Annotated in this window: 11 protein-coding genes; 6 read left to right on the top strand and 5 right to left on the bottom strand. The window is 61.4% G+C overall.

The window, feature by feature from the left end; all coding sequences use genetic code 11:
- Nucleotides 1-250 precede the first annotated feature (250 nt).
- The gene (locus ACFPN2_RS25005; RefSeq protein ID WP_380601694.1) at nucleotides 251-2,539 is read left to right on the top strand and encodes a TonB-dependent receptor; all 2,289 of its coding nucleotides are present in this window, start codon (nucleotides 251-253) and stop codon (nucleotides 2,537-2,539) included.
- Nucleotides 2,540-2,609: 70 nt separating this feature from the next.
- Here the strand turns inward: ACFPN2_RS25005 and ACFPN2_RS25000 are convergent, their stop codons facing one another.
- The 3 genes from ACFPN2_RS25000 to ACFPN2_RS24990 form a co-directional block, all read right to left on the bottom strand.
- Entirely contained in the window at nucleotides 2,610-5,030 is a 2,421-nt protein-coding gene (locus tag ACFPN2_RS25000) for a GcvT family protein (RefSeq protein ID WP_380601692.1), read from the bottom strand.
- Nucleotides 5,031-5,143: 113 nt separating this feature from the next.
- Nucleotides 5,144-6,229: a helix-turn-helix transcriptional regulator gene (locus ACFPN2_RS24995; RefSeq protein WP_380601690.1), complete on the bottom strand. Its 1,086-nt coding sequence runs from the start codon at nucleotides 6,227-6,229 to the stop codon at nucleotides 5,144-5,146.
- 85 nt (nucleotides 6,230-6,314) lie between these two features.
- Nucleotides 6,315-7,616 carry a spinster family MFS transporter gene (locus ACFPN2_RS24990; protein ID WP_380601688.1) on the bottom strand — a complete coding sequence of 434 codons (1,302 nt, stop codon included), beginning with the start codon at nucleotides 7,614-7,616 and terminating at the stop codon, nucleotides 6,315-6,317.
- Nucleotides 7,617-7,803: 187 nt separating this feature from the next.
- On the opposite strand from ACFPN2_RS24990, the gene ACFPN2_RS24985 reads away from it, so the two are divergent.
- Together ACFPN2_RS24985 and ACFPN2_RS24980 are read left to right on the top strand one after the other, a co-directional pair.
- On the top strand, nucleotides 7,804-9,138 hold the full coding sequence (locus ACFPN2_RS24985; protein ID WP_380601686.1) for a spinster family MFS transporter: 1,335 nt from the start codon (nucleotides 7,804-7,806) through the stop codon (nucleotides 9,136-9,138).
- Nucleotides 9,125-10,543, top strand: coding sequence for a CapA family protein (locus ACFPN2_RS24980; RefSeq protein ID WP_380601684.1), 1,419 nt, complete (start codon nucleotides 9,125-9,127; stop codon nucleotides 10,541-10,543). The genes ACFPN2_RS24985 and ACFPN2_RS24980 overlap by 14 nt, the downstream gene beginning before the upstream one ends.
- Here the strand turns inward: ACFPN2_RS24980 and ACFPN2_RS24975 are convergent.
- Complete coding sequence (locus ACFPN2_RS24975; RefSeq protein WP_380601682.1) at nucleotides 10,538-11,737, bottom strand: aromatic ring-hydroxylating oxygenase subunit alpha; 1,200 nt, start codon at nucleotides 11,735-11,737, stop codon at nucleotides 10,538-10,540. The genes ACFPN2_RS24980 and ACFPN2_RS24975 overlap by 6 nt on opposite strands.
- A gap of 306 nt (nucleotides 11,738-12,043) precedes the next feature.
- Between ACFPN2_RS24975 and ACFPN2_RS24970 the strand changes: the two genes are divergently transcribed.
- Together ACFPN2_RS24970 and ACFPN2_RS24965 are read left to right on the top strand one after the other, a co-directional pair.
- Nucleotides 12,044-12,403, top strand: coding sequence for a hypothetical protein (locus ACFPN2_RS24970; protein WP_380601680.1), 360 nt, complete (start codon nucleotides 12,044-12,046; stop codon nucleotides 12,401-12,403).
- Nucleotides 12,404-12,562: 159 nt separating this feature from the next.
- Nucleotides 12,563-14,797, top strand: coding sequence for a TonB-dependent receptor (locus ACFPN2_RS24965; protein ID WP_380601678.1), 2,235 nt, complete (start codon nucleotides 12,563-12,565; stop codon nucleotides 14,795-14,797).
- A gap of 14 nt (nucleotides 14,798-14,811) precedes the next feature.
- Here the strand turns inward: ACFPN2_RS24965 and ACFPN2_RS24960 are convergent, their stop codons facing one another.
- Nucleotides 14,812-17,085, bottom strand: a complete 2,274-nt coding sequence (locus tag ACFPN2_RS24960) for a TonB-dependent receptor (RefSeq protein WP_380601676.1) — start codon at nucleotides 17,083-17,085, stop codon at nucleotides 14,812-14,814.
- 182 nt (nucleotides 17,086-17,267) lie between these two features.
- Here ACFPN2_RS24960 and ACFPN2_RS24955 point away from each other — a divergent pair, with 182 nt between their 5' ends.
- Nucleotides 17,268-18,365, top strand: a complete 1,098-nt coding sequence (locus ACFPN2_RS24955) for a helix-turn-helix domain-containing protein (RefSeq protein ID WP_380601675.1) — start codon at nucleotides 17,268-17,270, stop codon at nucleotides 18,363-18,365.
- The last annotated feature ends 21 nt before the right edge of the window (nucleotides 18,366-18,386 follow it).

The raw sequence follows: 18,386 nt of genomic DNA, 5'->3' as shown, positions 1-18,386 counted from the left end.
GCAGGCGTGCCGTTCGCCGATTGTAGTGAGAGCCCATCACCGGGCGATCGGGCCGCAATCGCTGGCGCCCGAAATCCAAAGAACCATGCCGAGTTGGCCAAAATCCGGCCAGGCGGGCGCCGTTATATTCGACCGGGTCATGCCGCGACCAGAAACTGGCTCTGCATCAACGAGCACGGCGCTGCATGACGGGGATACCAGGCATGTCAACGATCTGGCTCAGCCGATGAGAGGGGCGAGGGGCGGCGACATGCTCGCATTCAACAACAGCCTGGGGAGTGTTCAAGTGAATTCACGGCTTGCATGGTCGATTCCATTGCTTGGCTTGGCGGGAGTGGCCGGCGCTCAGAGCGATTCGTCAGTGGCGGTGGTGGAGGAGATCGTCGTCACCGCGCAGAAGCGAGCCGAACGCGTGCTCGATGTGCCAGTGGCAGTGACCGCGGTCGATGCATCGTCCCTCAGAGATCAGAACCTCGTCAGCTTGCGTGATTACTCGACGCGCATTCCAGGCTTGCAGTACGCGGGTGGCTCACTGAGAGAGCTGTCACTTCGCGGTATCACGACTGGCGGCGGCACGAGCCCGACCTTGGCAGTGACCATTGACGATACGCCGTTCGGCTCGACCACGTTTCTCGGGCAGCCGCGCTTTCCGGACTTCGATCCCTCCGACATGCAGCGAATCGAAGTGTTGCGGGGGCCGCAAGGCACGTTGTACGGCGCGGCCTCGCTCGGTGGCTTGATCAAGTTCGTGACGGTGGACCCCAATCCGGATGAATTCTCGGGACGACTCGAAGTGGGCGCCAACGCTGTTTCGGGTGGCACAGAAGGATATTCCGTGCGCGGCGCGGCCAACATTCCGTTGATGACCGACAAGATGGCCGTACGCGTGAGCGCCTACACGCGTCAGGATCCTGAGTACGTCGACAACATCTTTGCCACGAACAGCGGCAAGGATGTGAACGAAGTCGACGTGAAGGGCGGTCGGGCCGCCTTCCTCTGGAACGTGACGGACGCGATCACGGTCAATCTTTCGGCACTCACGCAGCGCACGGAGACGATCGACGGAGCGATCATCCGTCTCAATCCGCTGCCGACCGACTATCGCCCGTTGTTCGGCGACATGACCCGCAATACCTCGAGTCAGGTGGGCGAGTCCAACTACGATTTCTATCAAGCCCGGATCAACTTCGACCTGGGCAGCAGCGACATCACCTCGATCTCGTCCTGGAATGAGAGCGAATTTGTCGACGACAGCGATGTAACGACCACCTTCCCATTCGTCTTCAACCAGCTGCCGAACTTCCCTCCGCCGGTCTACGGCGGCTCGCCGGCGGGCTCGGTGGTGCGGCTCCAGAATGGATCGTCGACGGACAAGTTCACCCAGGAAATTCGCTGGGCCTCCAGCGGCGAGCGCAAGCTCGACTGGATCGCGGGCTTGTTCTACACGAAGGAGGAGTCCTCGACCTTGCAGATCGTCAAGGCAGTGAATCCTTCCGGTGGGGAGATCGGTACCGCGGCCATCTTTGATATTCCGACCGACTTCGAAGAGCGCGCTGTGTTCGGCGATCTCACGTACCACTTCACTGACAAGTTCGACGTGCAGGTGGGCGCGCGTTACAGCGAGAACGAACAGAACAACGGCGCCACCTCGACCGTGGACCCGGCGGCCGTGGTGTTCTTCGGTGACAACGAGACGAGCTCGACACCCTCGGAAGATGACAAAGTCACCTGGCTGTTCACGCCGCGATATCGATTCTCCGACGACTTCATGGCGTTCCTGCGGGTCGCCACCGGCTATCGTCCGGGCGGCGCCAACAACAATACGCCCGGGGTGAATCTGACCTTCGGTCCTGACACCGTCACCAATTACGAGCTGGGCTTCAAAGGCTATCTGCTCGATCGCACGGTCACCTTCGACGCGTCCGTGTTCCAGATCGATTGGCAGGAGATTCAGCTGCAGGCCACCGATGCCGGCAATCTGGCGTTCATCACCAACGGCGGCGAAGCCCGCAGCCGTGGACTGGAGCTGGCACTGCAAATCAATCCATTGCAGGGCATGACGATCGGTCTCAACGGCACGTACACCGAGGCGGAGCTGAGTCAGGACATTCCGACGCCGTCGATCAACCCGGCGACCGGGCTGCTCAATCAGGGCCTCAACGGACGCGACGGCGACCGGTTGCCCTATGTGCCGAAGTTTGCCGGCAATCTGTCGATCGACCAGAGCTGGGAATTGGGCGGCTATAGCGTCTTCGTGGGCGCGAGCTTGAGCCACATCGGAAAACGCGATGCGCTATTCACCTCGACGGGTGCGCCGGCGGCACTGCAGGCGCAGCGGATTTCCTTGCCATCTCACGAGGTCATCGATCTGCGTGCGGGCCTTCGGACCGACGTGTGGCATCTGAATCTGTACGTGAGGAACGTCGATGATGAGCGCGGTTTCGTCAACATCGACAATCGTCAAGGCAAGACCTCCGCGGTGAGTGCGCAATACATCCTGCCTCGCACGTATGGATTGAGCATCGCCAGAGATTTCTAGCTCGCGATAAAAGAGACCTGCAATCTCCAGCACGGGATTGCAGGTCAACTCGCAGGGGAACTCGAGAGCGTTAGCGGCGAAGTCGTTCGCCGTCGGGATCGATGGCCGGCTGCGACAGGATCTTGCAGGCGCGGCGCTCGCCGAGAATGGTGATTGACAGCTCACGGTCCTCCGCCGAGATGGAGCTGTCCACGTAACCCATGACCAGGCTGACGCCGGCGCAATGACCGTAGCCGCCGGACGTTGCGAAGCCAACCAACCGATCGCCCGAATAGATGGGCTCATAGCCCGCAGCGTCGGCATCGTCGCTGGCCACTGTCAGTGTCACCAGGCGACGCGCCGGTTGCTCATCGCGCTCGCGCAGAGCCGCTTCGTAACCGATGAAGCCGCCGCGCTTGAAGTCGACGAATCGATCCAGGCCGGACATCTTTGCTGTGTAGTCTCGCGAGAACTCACGCGACCAGATGCCGTAGCTTTTCTCGAGCCGCAGCGATTGGATGGCATAGACGCCGACCAGGCGTGCGCCAAGTGAGGATCCCACCTCCAGAATCCGATCCAGCAGCGACGACAGGTGCTGAGCGGGCGTGTAGATCTCATAACCGAGTTCGCCGGTCACCGACAGGCGGCCGACGATCGCTGGCGCAAAGTGAGCGTCCAGGTGTCGCACGCTCATGAACGGCAGCGCTTGATTGGAAACATCCGATGGGGTGAGCTCGCTCAGCACATCGCGGGCACGGGGGCCGAAGATCGCGACACCGCCGTATTCTTCGCTGACATTGCGTATGTCCACGCCGTCCTGCGCGAGATGTTCGTTGAACCAGCGCATATGAAAGCTCTGGAGATAGCCCGAGCCGCCGATCAGGAATCGATCCTCCGCGAGCCGCATGGTCGTGAGATCGCCCATGAGCCGACCTGAATGACTCAGCATCGGAGTGATACGAACCTTGCCGACTTCGGGAATCCGGCCAGCAAGTACGCGAGCGAGAGCGCTCTCCGCTCGCGGACCCGTGATCAGATATTTCGCAAACGAGGAGATGTCCAGGATGCCGGCGGTCTCGCGAGCGGCGTGACATTCCTCGGCAACGGCAGGGAAGGCGTTCGAGCGTCGCAGGCTGGGTGTTTCTTTTGCAGGCTCGCCTTTGCGGGCAAAATACAGCGGCACTTCCAAACCGTAACTCACGCCGAATACGCCATTCGCCGCCTGCAGCGTTGCATGCACAGCCGAAGTCTTGGCCGGCCGACCCGCGGGCCAGTATTCGTTGGGGTAGGCCATCTGAAAGCGACGAGCGTAGAACTCGCGTGCCTTCGCCACAGTGTAGTTGCGTGACGCTGCGTACGGCCCAAAGCGCGCGACATCCATTGCATAGATTTCGCCTTCAGGCTCGCCCGAGACCATCCATTGAGAGAGCGCCAGGCCGACGCCGCCGCCTTGTGCGAAGCCGGCCATCACGCCGCACGCCGCCCAATAGTTTTTCAGGCCCGGCACCGGACCGACCAGCGGATTGCCGTCAGGCGTGAAAGTGAAGGGACCGTTGACGATCTTGCGGATGCCGGCATTGGACAGCGAAGGGAAGCGCTGGAATCCTTTGTTGAGCGCATCGGTGAGCCGATCGAGATCGGGGGCCAGCAGCTCGGTCTGGCCGTAATCCCAAGGGGCGCCGTTCAACGCCCAGGGCGTGGCGTCGCGCTCATAGACACCGAGCAATACGCCTTTGCGCTCCTGTCGCAGATAAATCTCGCCATCGAGATCCAGCACCAGGGGGATTTCGCCCGACATCTGTTCGAGCTCGGGCAGATTCTCGGTCAGCAGATAGTGATGCTCCATGGCGACGATGGGCAGATTCACGCCGGCCATCTGGCCAACCTCTCTGGCCCACAAACCGCCGGCGTTGACCACATGCTCCGCTTCGATCGTTCCTTGATCGGTGACGACGCGCCACGTGCCTTTGGTCGTCGCTTCGAGCTCCAGCACGCGCGTGTGCCGATAAATTTCCGCACCTCTCTGGCGTGCAGCTTTCGCGTACGCGTGGGTTGCGCCGTACGGATCGAGATGTCCTTCCATCGGATCGTAGATGGCGCCATACACGCCTTTCACATCGATGAGCGGGCACATCTCGCGAATCTCTTTCGGTCCCACCAGCTCGGTCTTGAGACCGAGGGTGCGATGGCGTGCCCAATCGCTACGCAACTGTTCCCAGCGCGCGGCCGTCGCCGCGACATTCAGGCCGCCTGTGAAGTGCAGGCCGACGTCCTGACCGGACACCTTTTCGATCTCGCGATACAGGTCGATGGTGTAGGCCTGCAGCCTCGACACGCCCGGATCGCTATTGATGGCGTGGAAGCCGCCCGCCGCGTGCCAGCTGGAGCCGGCAGTCAGCTCCTTACGTTCGCACAGGACTACATCGGTCCAACCGAGCTTGGTCAGGTGATACAGCACACTGCAGCCGATAACGCCGCCGCCAATGACGACGACCCGAGCATGAGTTTTCATCAGGATCCCGCAACGAATGGTCGAAGGGGAATCTTAGAGAGCCGGGCTCGCGAGCGATCCGCCGATGCTTGGCGATAGCGTGCTATTTGTTTGGCGTTCGGGTGGCGGTTGGACTAGCGAGGCTTACCGCGTCGCACGTCCTTCGGCCGCATGCCGAAATGCCGAAGGAACGCGGTGGCGAAGGAGGTCTGATGCTTGTAGCCGACCGCTTCGGCGACCCGCGCCACCGGTATCGACTCTTCGCGCAGCATGGTGAGTGCATGCTGCATGCGACAGCGAACGCTGAAATCGAAAGGAGTCTCGCCGAAAATCGCTTTGAAGCCCTTCTTCAGCGTGGTCTCGTTCATGCCGGCCGCGCGAGCCACTTGTCGGATGGTCGGCGGCGTGGTGATTTGTTTCATCAAGTAGTTGCGGGCCGCATGGAGACAGCGCAACTCGCGTTGAGAGTACTGCTCGTTCGGCGCGCTCGAGAGGGTGCTGAAGCCGCCGACCGCGCTACATAACAACTCCAAGGTCACAGCTTCGGTATAGACCAGCGCCAGGGCGCCGCTGTAGGGATTGTTCACCAGCTTGGAAGCCAGCTCGAACATTTGCGCCGAGAGCGGTAACTGACAATAGTTGATCTGGCCACGGCCACCGGTCACGAACGGTTGCAACTGACTCGGCACGTCCGCGATGGTGGTGAGGAAATGATCGACCAGGAATTGAGGCTCTACCGTGATGACCACGCATTTCTCATGCGCGCTCGGCGCGGTCCACTCGCTCACTTCCAGGCCTTGCGGCTGATTCCAGATCAGCAGCGCGGGCCGGTTGACTCGCAGCGGCTCGGTGCGGCTCACGGCCATGGTCAGATCGCCGGACAACCGGAAATTGAATTGCACCAGGCCATCGCCGGGGACCAGTTCGAAGCGCGGATCGCGATAGGCGAAGTTCTCGATCACCACGAACACTTCGTCGCGGATACGGGTGAATTCCCAGAAGCCTTCGCCTTCCTCGGGGGTGAGTGCGATGCGTGCGCCGAGCAGGTCCCGCTTGAGATGGCGGAAGACGCGCTCGACTTGCGGGGCGCGCTCCAGGTTGGCGAAGGCATCCGCCAGGGAATGGCCGGGCCCCGCGAGGATGGCCCGAAACAATCCACCTTTATTGCTGCCGCCCTCGGCGTCGGTGGCGTCGGCGTTGGACGATTTGTCGGCGTTCATCGAGCGATTCGAGTATAGCCTGAGCACCCCACCGATCTCCTAAGAATTGTTTCGCTTTACCAAAGTTCGAGCGCGGTGCGCCGACCTACAGTGCCGTTCCTGCGCGCTCCAGATCGCGGCGCATGTCCCGTCCAGCAGCCCAGAAATGGTACGCCGCCCAGAATCCAGTCAACGTCGTGACCGCCAGTGCCCAGCGCAACGATTGCGCTCCCGCCGTGGAGTGGGCCAGAAACGCATCGCTCATCAGCCCGATGATCTGCGGGGCCAATGCCAGGTTCGCGACATTGGCGCCGAACAGCAGCACCGCGCAGCTCAAGGCACGCATGCGCGGCAGCACCAGGCTCTGCGTCAGCGTCAAGATGGGCGCCAGATTGAGATACGCGACGGGCACGAACAACCACAGCAGCGCACTGGCCAGCGACAGGCTGTCGGTCGTGTAAACGCCGATCGAGGCGCACGTGCCAAACAAGGTTGCGAGGCCAACGGTCCATACTTGCCAGCGCGGATCGCGTTTGGCGAAGTAGTGGATGAGCAGGCCGCCTGCCACGATGCCGATCGCACCGGCGATGCCGGAAATGGTGCCGGTCAGTGCGCCCGCGGCTCCGGTCGTGAGATGGTGGGAGCGTTGCAGGAATGCCGGCGTCCACCACAGCAGGCCCCAGCCCCAGTAGGTCACGACGGTGCCGCCTGCGAGAACATGCACCAACGAGCGCTGCGTCCGCATGAAGGCCAATGTTTGTTTGAGCGTCGGTGCGTCATCCGCCTCAACCTTGTCGAGCACGCCGCGTACCGGCTCTTGCAGGGTGAATCGTACGATGAGACCCATCACGATGCCTGGAATGGCCAACGCATAGAAGGCGCTACGCCAACCGTATTCATCGGCGATCATGCCGCCGCCGGTGGAGCCGAGCATCGAGCCGGCCGCGGCGCCCAGCGCGAAAATCGACGTTGCCATGACTCTTTGCGAGAAAGGAAACAAATCGGCGAGCATCGATTGAGACGCCGGTGTGCCGCCTGCTTCGCCGATGCCGACGCCGATGCGCGCGAACAGCAGCTGCGTGAAATTCGCAGCGGCTCCGCACGCCGCAGTCATCGCGGACCAGATGCCAATGGACAGAGCAATCAATCCGCGGCGCTCGATGCGATCGGCGAGGATGCCCAGGGGAATGCCCATGCCGGTGTAGAAAATGGCGAGCGCGGTGCCGGTGAGAAATCCGATCGCCGTGTCGCTCAACTGCAGCTCGGCCTTGATGGGCTCGATCAGCGTCGAGATGACGTAGCGGTCGGCGATGTTGAATACGTACACCGCCGTCAACACGGCCAGTGCGTACCAACGACGCGAGCTCGCGGCGTGCTCCACAGATGCTGCTGGCAACGCGGTGCTCATCGATGGACGTTCCCCCCGTCTTTGCGGATGAAGCGTCATCATAACCACATTACCGAACGTATCGGCAGTGGGTGGGGGCGTCGGTCAAATGCCGCATCGGCTAAAAAATTCGACAGCGCGCCAAGATTCGTGAACAGCCGTTGGCTAATTATTCGCAGCGCCAATGAGTGAGTTGGGGACGCACATCATGAGCCGACGCACGGCGTACTGGACCTTGCTGGTGGTTACGCTCGTCGTCGGGCTGAACTACATGGATCGCTATGTGCTGGCGATTCTCATCGAGCCCATTCGCGCGGATCTGCAGATTACGGACACCCAGATCGGCCTGCTCACCGGCGCGGCGTTCGCGCTGTTGTACTCGACGCTGGCGATTCCGATTGCCAGGTTGGCCGAGCGTTACAATCGCGTCGTCATTCTCACGTGCGCGGTGTTGCTTTGGAGCCTGGCGACGGGGTTGTCGGGTCTGGCGAACGGGTTCGTGTTTCTGCTGCTGGCACGAATGCTCGTGGGCTGTGGCGAGGCGGGCGCGATGGCGCCCTCGCTATCGATGGTGGCGGATTTGTTTCCTATCGAGCGCAGGGCCACCGCGATGTCCATCATCGGGCTCGGCTCGGCCGCCGGCAACACCGTGGCGCCGTGGATCGGCGGCTGGCTGCAATCGACCGTCGGCTGGCGAATGTCGTTCGTTGCGTTGGGGCTGGTGGGCGTGCCGCTTGCGTTGTTGCTGATCTTCACCGTGCCTCATCCGCGGCGTGGGTTGTCGGATGGCGCTGCGGCAGTGGTCGAGCCGCTGCCCTTTGGCATCGCCATCCGGCGCTTGTTTCAGCGACGGACTTTCACGCTGTTGACGGCGGCGCTGATTTTGATGTCGATCGCGGAGTACAGCATGATCTTGTGGATGCCGTCGCTGTTTCATCGCAGCTTCGGCGTGGAGTTGCAGGATCTCGGCGCACGCCTGGCGCTGTTCCAGGGTGTGCCGTTTTTCCTCGGCACTTACTTTGGCGGCGTCGCGGCGGATCGGCTGTACAAGCACGATCCTCGCTGGATCATCTGGGTGCCCATGATCAGTGTCATGTTGACCGCGCCCGCCGTCTTCTGGATGTGCATGGCGCAGAGCGAGAATACGATGCTCTGGTTGCTGATCGTGCCGTCGTTTGCGAATGGCGTGTACATCGGGCCTTGCTATGCGCTCGTGCAAAATCTTTCAGCTGTTCACTCCCGAGCCACTGCGACGGCGGTGCTGGCCTTCACGGTGAATTTGATCGGTGCCGGCCTGGGGCCGCTGCTGCTTGGAGCGCTGAGCGGTCATTTGACCGCGGAGTTCGGCGAACAGTCATTGCGTTACGCGTTCTACGCCCTGGTGCCGCTCTACGTCTGCGCCGCGCTGATCTTCATTCCCATGGCGTTTCAGTTGCGATCCGATCTGGAGAATGCGCGACAGGACACGTTGGGATTGTTGGATGAGCCCGTCACTGCGCACGCAAGAAAAATTGGAGCAACACAGACCCATGCATCGACGTAAGTCAGTCATCTCAGCGGTTGTGCTCGGTAGCATTCTGGCGCTACCCGCCGCCGCACAGTGGAAGCCGGAGCTCAAGCATGCTCCAGCCATCGCGTCCAATCGAAGCGAGACGAGCGCGGCGCCCGCGGCCAGCGTGAAGGACGGATTCACCTTCGCTGCGGGCGGCGATCTGCTGGGGCTCTACAACCCTCGGCTTGCGATGAACGATCCGGCGTTGCTGAAAGCGCTGGAGCTGTTTCAGAAGTCGGATGCGGGCTTTGCCAATCTGGAAGCCAATCTGTTCGACACCTGGGATTTCAAAGGCGCTCCGGCGGCGGAAAACGGCGGCTTCGAACAGGGCGGCATCGGCAGCGGTCCGCTTCTTCCCAAATCCGTCGCGGCCGATCTGAAGCGGTTCGGGATCACGATGCTGTCGACCGCGAACAATCATTCGTTGGATTGGGGCGTCGAGGGACTGGCCGAGACGTTGAGGAATCTCAACGAGGCGGGCCTGGTCCATGCCGGCGCCGGTCTGAGCCTTCAGCAGGCTCGTGCTCCGGGGTATCTGACAACCTCGCGCGGCCGTGTAGCGCTCATCGGAGCGGCAACGACCTTCATGCCCATGTCACCCGCAGGCGCGGGCGGAGGCGATGGTCGTCAGTTCAAAGCGCCACGCCCGGGTATCGCGGCCATTCGTAGTCGACCGATCGCGTTGGTGACGGCGCCGGAGCTCGAGGTGATGAAAGGAATTGCCAAGCGCCAAGGAAAGCTGGTCGATCCGGGCGATACGGAAGTCACGTTGACGCCCAATGAGGCAATCTTCATTCAACAGACCTTTCGTTTGTCCGACCGGACCGGGCTCACCTACGAGTTGAACCAGGAAGATCGTGATGGGGTGCTTCGCGCGGTTCGCATGGGTAAGCAGGGCGCCGACCTTGCTGTGTTCTCCATTCATGCTCATGAGACGGAGAGCGGTGGACAGGAACTGGACGCCGCGCCCGACACATTGGCGCCCGCGGACTTCATGCAGGGATTGTTTCATGATGCTATCGACACCGGTGCGGACATCGTCGTCACGCACGGGCCGCATGTGCTGCGCGGTGTGGAGATCTACAACGGCAAGCCGATCTTCTACGGGATGGGCAGCCTGTTCTTCGAGCTGGGCACGGATTGGCGCCGCGAGTGGTTCGAGAGCGTGATCGCAATCAGCGAGTTCCGCGGCGGTCGAGTTGCCGAGGTGCGGCTCTATCCAATTACCTTGGGGCTGCCGGAAGAAAAGCGCTCGAGGTTGGATCAGGGTACGCCGCGCCTGGCCACCGGCGAGGCGGCCCGCCGCATTCTGGAGTCGCTGCAACGGTCATCGCAGCGCTATAACACCAAGATCAGTATCGAGAACGGTATCGGCGTGATTCGCGTCGGATCATAAGGCGAGTTCGCGCAGATATCGTCCTACGAACTGCGCCGGCATGCTCTCCAGGGTCGAATAGGGCCCTGGAGAGTAAGCAGTCGAGCGAATGCCCGCGGCGTTTCGCTCGATGAGCGCCTTGTCCTGAACGGTTGTGACATCCCACAGCCACACCAGCTTCTCGATATCCACATCAGGTTCGCGCGCCTCGCCATCCACCAGCCAGGTCAGCACGACGTCGGTCGTTTCCGGGCCGGTCGGTAGGAATTGAAACAGCCGAACGTAGTCGTTGAGCGCTGCGATGTAGACGAACGGATCGATACGAAGGGTGCTGACGCCACCGTCGAACCTGCTTTGTTCTCCCATCAACGGCGCTGCCGGTTCGCCATCCTTGGTTTGCGTCTTGCAGCCACCGCCGATCGGTGCGCGCGTGGCGCCGTAACTTTGTACCGGAGCGGTGAAGTTGAATTGTTGGTTGCCGATGGGCGAGTCCGGGTTGGCTTGGTTACGCAACCATTCCTCGAGGGTCTGTTGCCACCGGGCCGCGCCGTCGCTCGAGACGCGACCCAAGGCATCGACGTGTCGCATCACGCTGCAATACTCGGGATGAGCGGGAAAACAGTGATAGCACTCCATGAAATTTTCCATGACGAGCTTCCAGTTGCCGCGCGTCGGATAGTGTCGGCGGGCGGCGATGCGTGCGTTGGGTACGCCGTGATAAATCAGTGCCGGCTCGAGCGCCTGTCGCACCGGCTCCAACGATTCAAGCTCGCCTTGCAAGCTACCCAGAATGACGCCACCGATCTCTTTCACCGGTGCGGGACGCAGGCCCAACTGACTCGTATCGATGCCCTCGGGCAGGGCCGGCGCGGAGCGCAGCGTGCCGTCCAGTCGATACGTCCAGGCGTGATAGGGGCACATCAAGCTGGCAGCTTTGCCGTCGGCATCGCAGATACGTGAGCCACGGTGTCGGCACACGTTGAAGAAGCCTCTCACCGTGCCATCGTTGCCGCGAACGATGATCAGCGATTCACCGAGCAGGTCGCGCACGATGAACGAGCCGCTTTCGCGAACCTCGCTGCTGTGGCCGAGCACATACCACTGCCGGGCCAGCCACGTCTTACGCTCCAGGTCATAGATTTCCGCCGACGTGTAGAACGGTTGCTCCAACGACCAACCGGGCCGTTGCCGTGCGATGAGTTCTTGCAGGTTCATGCGTCGGAGTGTGCCACCTTCGCGCTGGCTGCGGAGCCGGTCGGCCGCATCGCTTTTAGGAGGTCGGATGTATTCTTTTGGCGTTGAGGCTGTGGCGATACCCGTGCCGGGTGCTCGCCTATCATTGACGATTCGGACGCACGTACCGGTTCAAGGGAGAAGGTCGGATGGGGAACGCATTCAAGCTCAAGGCCGCGTTGAGTCTGTGCCTGCTGGGCTCGACATGGTCGGCAACGGGTGCGGATCTGGAAATGACCATGAAGCCGGTGCGAGACGGCGGTTCGGAGGTCACGGTCGACGCGACACGTGCCCTACAATCGCGGCGCGCTGTACTTTGCCGATCTGGACGCGCGCATCCGAGCGAAGTCAAAGGGACAACGCAAGCTCGACGATTTTCTGCGCCCCATGTTTGTATCGCGGGAGAAAGGCGTTCGCTTCGACCACGATGCCTGGATGGCGATGCTCACGCGCGAGCTGGGCAAATCGGCGGCCGAGGAATTTCCGCGCGTGATCCTTCAAGGTGAGATGCTCACACCCGCAAAGAATGCCTTCGGCCCGTGTTTCGAGCGCAGGCCAAAAACCTATGATGTAGCGGGGACGGCAGTGTCTGGCTACGAATGGGTCCGCATTGCCGGCATTCCGGAGAACACCTGTCGCGCCTGGTAAGTGCGCTGCCACAAGCAACGCTGTTGGCAATCGGGCGCAGAAATGTTTGCGAAGCGGTTTATCGCGATTTTACGGGCTGCCTGAGCACTCCCACACATTGCGAAGCCTTCGAGCGTGGTTCAAATTTTCCCCAGCTGACAACGAGAGCAGGGGATGACGATGAGCACGACTCCGCGCTGTTTTCCACTCTATCTACTGGCTGCGACGATAGCCTACGTTCCACGTCCGGGGTCGGCGGCCGAGCCCGCTCGCGCGACCCTCGAAGAAGTGATTGTCACTGCACAGAAGCGCGAGGAACGACTCATCGATGCGCCGGTTGCGATCACCGCGGTCGGCGGGGATGCGTTGAATGAACAAAACATCGTGCAGATCAGCGACTACTACTCGCGTATACCGAATCTGCAATACAACGGCGACAGCACCTACGATCTCTCTTTGCGTGGCGTGACGACGGGTGGCGGTACCAATCCAACGCTCGCGGTTCTGATCGACGATGTGCAGTTCGGGTCGAGCACGTTCTTTGGACTGGGCAACAGCCGGTTCCCCGATTTCGATCCTGGCATGCTCGAGCGCATCGAAGTGCTGCGCGGTCCGCAAGGCACTTTGTATGGCGCTTCCAGCCTGGGTGGCCTGCTCAAGTATGTAATGCGCAAGCCAGACCCTGAGCGATTCTTCGGCCGCGTCGAAGGCGGAATGAACACGGTGGAGGATGGCGAGTCCGGGTGGACGGGGCGAGGCTCGGTCAACATTCCTTTGGCATCCGAGCAAGCTGCGCTGCTGTTGGGCGCCTTCGTGCGGGAAGATCCCGCTTATATCGACAATGTCCGGCCCACGCTGGCGGCGGAAGATGTCAACGATGCGCGAACGCGCGGCGGGCAGGCGAGCTTTCTGTTCAAGCCCAGCGATAACCTGTCGATTACGCTGTCGGGTCTCCGCCAGGAGCGCGATGGGCATTTCGGCACCGGCATCCAGGTGCAGACCGACGCGGCCGGTGTGCCTACGTATGTGCCGACGTTCGGCACCGACACTTCGATCAATCTGGCGGCCACGAGTGACGAAGGTACTCAACAGCTCTACTCGGGACGGATCGAGTGGGAGGTTGGCGGCGTTCAGCTGCTGTCGCTGACCTCCTGGGGTAAGAGCGAAGGCGTCAATCGCCGTGACGTTAGCGCTGTGTTCGGTTTCATCCCGGCTTTCTATGGCACGGGCGCCGGCTCGTCGGTTTCGATCGATGACGCGGCGGAGACCGAAAAATTCGCCCAGGAATTTCGGGTCAGCGGCAAGACCGATCGCCTCGACTGGCGCGTCGGTGCGTTCTATACGAAAGAGGATGGCAATGTGATCCAGCAGCTGTCCTTGTTCGATCCGGGCGGCAGCCAGGTCGCGACGCCTTTCCTGGGGCAGGGACCGATCTCCTACAAGGAATACGCGGGCTTCGGGGATGTCGTGCTCCATGTGACGGATAAATTCGATTTGCAGGTGGGCGCCCGCTACGGCAAGAACAAACAGGAGTACACCAACTCGAACACCGTCGATACAACGATCGAGCCGGTGTTCGGACCGACCACGGTGTTTCCGGTCGCGACCTTCGATGAAGACACGGTGACGTGGGCACTGTCCCCGAGCTATCACTTCACGCCGGACGTGATGGGTTATGCGCGCATCGCAAGCGGCTATCGCCCGGGTGGCCCGAACACCAGCTTGCCCACGATTCCCCGCACCTATGATTCCGATTCAGTCGTGAATTACGAAGTCGGTGTGAAGGGGATGCTGGCCGAGCGGATTTTCTCCTTCGACGCCGCGCTGTTCCAGATCGACTGGAAAGACATTCAATTGCAGAACACCGACTCGGTCTCTCAATTCATCTTCTTCTCGAATGGCGGTGAGGCTCGCAGCCGGGGCTTGGAGCTCACCTTGGGCTGGCGGCCGTTGGAGGGCCTGAGCATCGACGGCAATGTCGCGCTGTTGGATGCGGAGCTGTCGCAGGCGTTGCCACAGAGTGCCACCGCGGACACCCTGGTGGGCTTCAGTGGCGACCGCTTGCCGGCATCCGCGAAGACGTCAGGCAATCTATCGATCCAGCAAGACTTCACCTTCAGTTCGTTCAGTCTGTTTGTCGGCGCGAACTGGAGCTACGTTGGCGAGCGTAAATCCGCATTCGTCAACTCAGCAGTGGCCGACGCCAGAACTCGTTTCGACTTGCCCAGCTATTCTGTCGTCGATCTGCGTGCTGGCGCGACGTTCAACGACCGCTGGCACCTGAATCTCTACGCCCGCAATGTGCTCGATGAGGACGGCGTGGTGTCAGCCGACAACCGCAACGGCACCAATGTCACCATCGTCAACTTCCTGCAGCCACGAACCCTCGGCATGTCGGTCTCGCTGGACTTCTGAGCGGTGCCGACGCGTTAGCGTCGGCCAGTCCGCACCGTGAATTCCAGACCAATGGTCCGAGGACGATTCACGTAGACAGTGCGTCCCGCTCCGGGCAGCCCGAACGCATATCCGCCACCGGCGAGGATCGAGCCGTCATCCCAAAGGTTGTCGACATACAACGCCGCTTCCCAGGAGTCCTTGCTCATGCCGAGTTGCAGGTTGCCGATGTCATAGCTCGGTGCGGGCTGATCGAACGCGATTGTGTTGAGTCGATAGTCGACCCGCTGCACGCGCTCCCCAACATACCGATACTCGAGTTGCACGAAACCATCGACGCTGGCTCCCATCGGCCGGGTGTAGCGAGCGTAGGCGTTGCCGCTGAAGCGCGGCGAGAAGGGCAAGCGATCGCCCTTCGAGCCATTGATGCCGGGCGGCGTGTCCTTATCCAGCGTTGCATCGATCCACGATCCGAAGACCGACCATTGCAATGCGCCGGCACGGCCGATCAATTCGAGTTCGACACCGCGGCTGGTCGCCTTGCCGCCGTTGCCTGTGAAGCTGAAGCCGCATTCCGGCTGGAAGCGCTGAGTGAGCTGAATGTCACGATAGTGCATCTCATAGACGCTGAGGTTGGCGATCAGCCGGTCATCGAGCCAGGACGTTTTGGCGGACAGCTCATAGTTGCGCAAATGTTCCGGGCCGAACGACAGCGGCGCGGATGAGCCGCAGACGTCAGCGGGCACGATCTCATTGGCGCCGCCGAGCCGGAAGCCTTCGGAGGCTTGGGCGGCGATCATGACGTTGTCCGCAAGCTTGTAGCTCAGCACCAGCTTGGGATTGAAGTCCTCCGTGTTAGCTTCGGCGCTGCCAAAGGTGACGCCGCCGTTGTAGATGCCGGCCGCCTGCGTGGCATAGTCCTGATCGTATTTGAACCAACGACCGCCGGCCGTCGCGATCAACTTCTCATCCAGAAACGCATAGGACAGCTCGCCGAACAGAGCGCTTTGTCTCTCTTTGAAATGCAGATAGGACTCCCACAGCGTATCCGCTGCGGAAACGCCGAAGAACTGCGTGGCAGGGGAGCCGATGCTGGCCAGATATGTATCGATGCCTGGCGTCCAGAAGTTCTGCGCGAAGCGCCGGACGCTGTCGGAGTAGAACGCGCCGCCGATCCATTGAAACGGGCCGTCCGAGGTCGATGCAATTCTCAACTCCTGCAGTACGCCGTGGTAACGCAGCGGGTTCATGTAGGGAGAGAATTGCAGCGGTGCGCCTAGAAATGTCGGTAGCACGTTCGTATGGCTGAACTGATTGCGGATGTCACGATCGAGATAGGAGGTGACGGAGGTCAACGCCGCCGCGCCGAAGTCATATTCGACCTCAGCTGAGAGCGCGTTGAAGTCATCGCGCACTGGCGTCGGTGTGAGTCGCCACTGTTGCCGCTCGCCCAGACGACCGCTGACCCCCGGCGACACGAGATCGACGGCTCCGTCGCCGTTCGCTTGCATCCGTTGCGCGATCGCGCGGAGCGTGATGCTCAGGGTGTCGCTCGGCTTGACGTTGAATGCGAGCCGCCCGCCGCCTGTCGTCGTGCGCCCGATGCCATCACTGCCATCGGCGATGTTGTCCACATAGCCACCGTCCTGGCGATACCCGCCAACAAAACGCAAGGCCGCGACGTCTTGAACGATGGGCGCATTCAGCATCACATCCGCGGAGTAGTTCTGATCCGGTGAGTTCTCGGTGTGCCCGAGACTCGCGCGGCCAGCGGCATCGAAGCCGCCCGCATCCGGCGCATTGGTGATGAACTTCACCGTGCCGGCCAGCGATCCCGATCCGTACAACGTTCCTTGCGGGCCGCGCAGGACCTCGACTCGTTCCATGTCGAACGTGTTGAGGCTGGGATTGTAGAGGGCGTTGGCCACCGGCAGTTCGTCGAAGTACACACCCACCGCAGGTTGAAAACGAGGCTCGGTGGCGCGATTGGCCGACACCTGAATGCCGCGAATGACGAACTGGCCTTGGCCCGGCCCACTGGGCACGAACGAGACGCCGGGCGTCACGAGTGCAATATCGGAGATATCGTCGATGTGCCGGTCGGCCAGCTGAGCTTCGGAGATGGCCGAGATGGCAATCGGGACGTCCTGGATGTTCTGCGCGCGTTTCTGCGCAGTGACGATGACTTCCTGAAGGACTGCCGACTCGTCCGGCAGTGTCGACTCTGCAGCGTACAATGGCACGCTGATGAAGGATGAGACTGCCGCTGAGAGCAGCAGATGCTGAGTAACAGCCGGTGAGGTTGCCATCGACTTCGTCCCCTCTGTTGTTTGCTTCGCCGATTGAGCATTCAACGGGACGGTGGGTTTGAGAAGTCGAGGGAGCGCCGATTCGCCCGATCGCAAAGAAACCATGACCGAGAGCAAAGCCCGCTTGCGTGGCCGGCCGTGGCGTGCATACTTTCAGCCTGACCCGGCAGGACCCGAAACGCATGGCTACTTCGACCGGTGACACGAGCCCGCTGAGTAATCGCAGTATGGAAGACATGCTGCAAATGCTGGAAAGTCAGCGCAGAGCAGGCAAGGCGGCGAGACGGATGAGCGATGGCTGGTGCCGGCTCATTCCTCCGGGATTCGGTTTTCATTACGAATACGATCCTGAGGTCGCGAGCGGCAGCTGGGAGTTCTACCAGCTCGGGCACGGCATCTGTGTGAGCATCGTCGATATGACAGTCACGCAGGGGCTGCCCCGCAGGCATAGCGCTTCGGACTACCTGGCGCTATCCGCGGTGTTGGAAGGCAAGCTCCCCTTGACCTATCAGCTCGGCAACGAAGGTGAGCTGGCGCACGGCTACTGCACCGTGTATGGAGCAACGAGCGGTCACGAGCTGGAAACGTTTCCGCAGTCAGGGCAGCAACTGCGCTGGGTGACGGTGTTCCTGCAACGTGCGAGCCTGCTCAAGACGACGGGGTTCGAGCCCGCGGATCTGCCGAGCGACGTCGTGGACTTCTTGCGTCACGACGGGCACCTCTCGTGCCGTAACGTACCGCTGACTCAGCTCGCGCTGCTGGCGGCTCATCAGATGATCAAGCCGCCGTTCCAAGGAAGTTTCCGGCACGCGTTTCTGACGGCCAAGGCCCTCGAATTGGCCTGTCACATTCTGTTCAACCTTTCACGGGCCGTGGAGTCCGAAGATCCGGGATGTTTCTCCGAGGCTGACCACAAGAAGCTGCAGGAGGCCATGCGCCTGATTCGCAGCAGCCTCGATGCACCGTCTGACGTAAAAGAGATTGCCGAAGCGGTCGGCCTGACGCGCCAGCGGCTACAGCGGGGCTTCAGGATGATCTATGGCGGTACCGTCGGCGAGATCCGCGACAAGCTGCGGATGGAGCTGGCGCGTGAGCTGATATCGGACTCGACACTCTCCATGGTCGAGATCGCACTGGAATGCGGCTACGTGCACGCGGCGAGCTTCACTCGTGCCTTCCGGTCGGCATTCGGCATGCCGCCCATGCAGATGCGGCTTGCGTCGAGCGATGCCTTGAGAGTGAAGAATCAGCGCCACCGCCCGCCCAAATCGACCAACTGACGCGTGAGCCGTGCGATTGCA

Origin of the sequence: Steroidobacter flavus, assembly GCF_042651805.1 — a bacterium.
GTDB classification, from domain to species: domain Bacteria; phylum Pseudomonadota; class Gammaproteobacteria; order Steroidobacterales; family Steroidobacteraceae; genus Steroidobacter; species Steroidobacter flavus.
The sequence above is the reverse complement of the archived record's forward strand: the minus strand, read 5'-3'. Positions and strand labels throughout refer to the sequence as shown.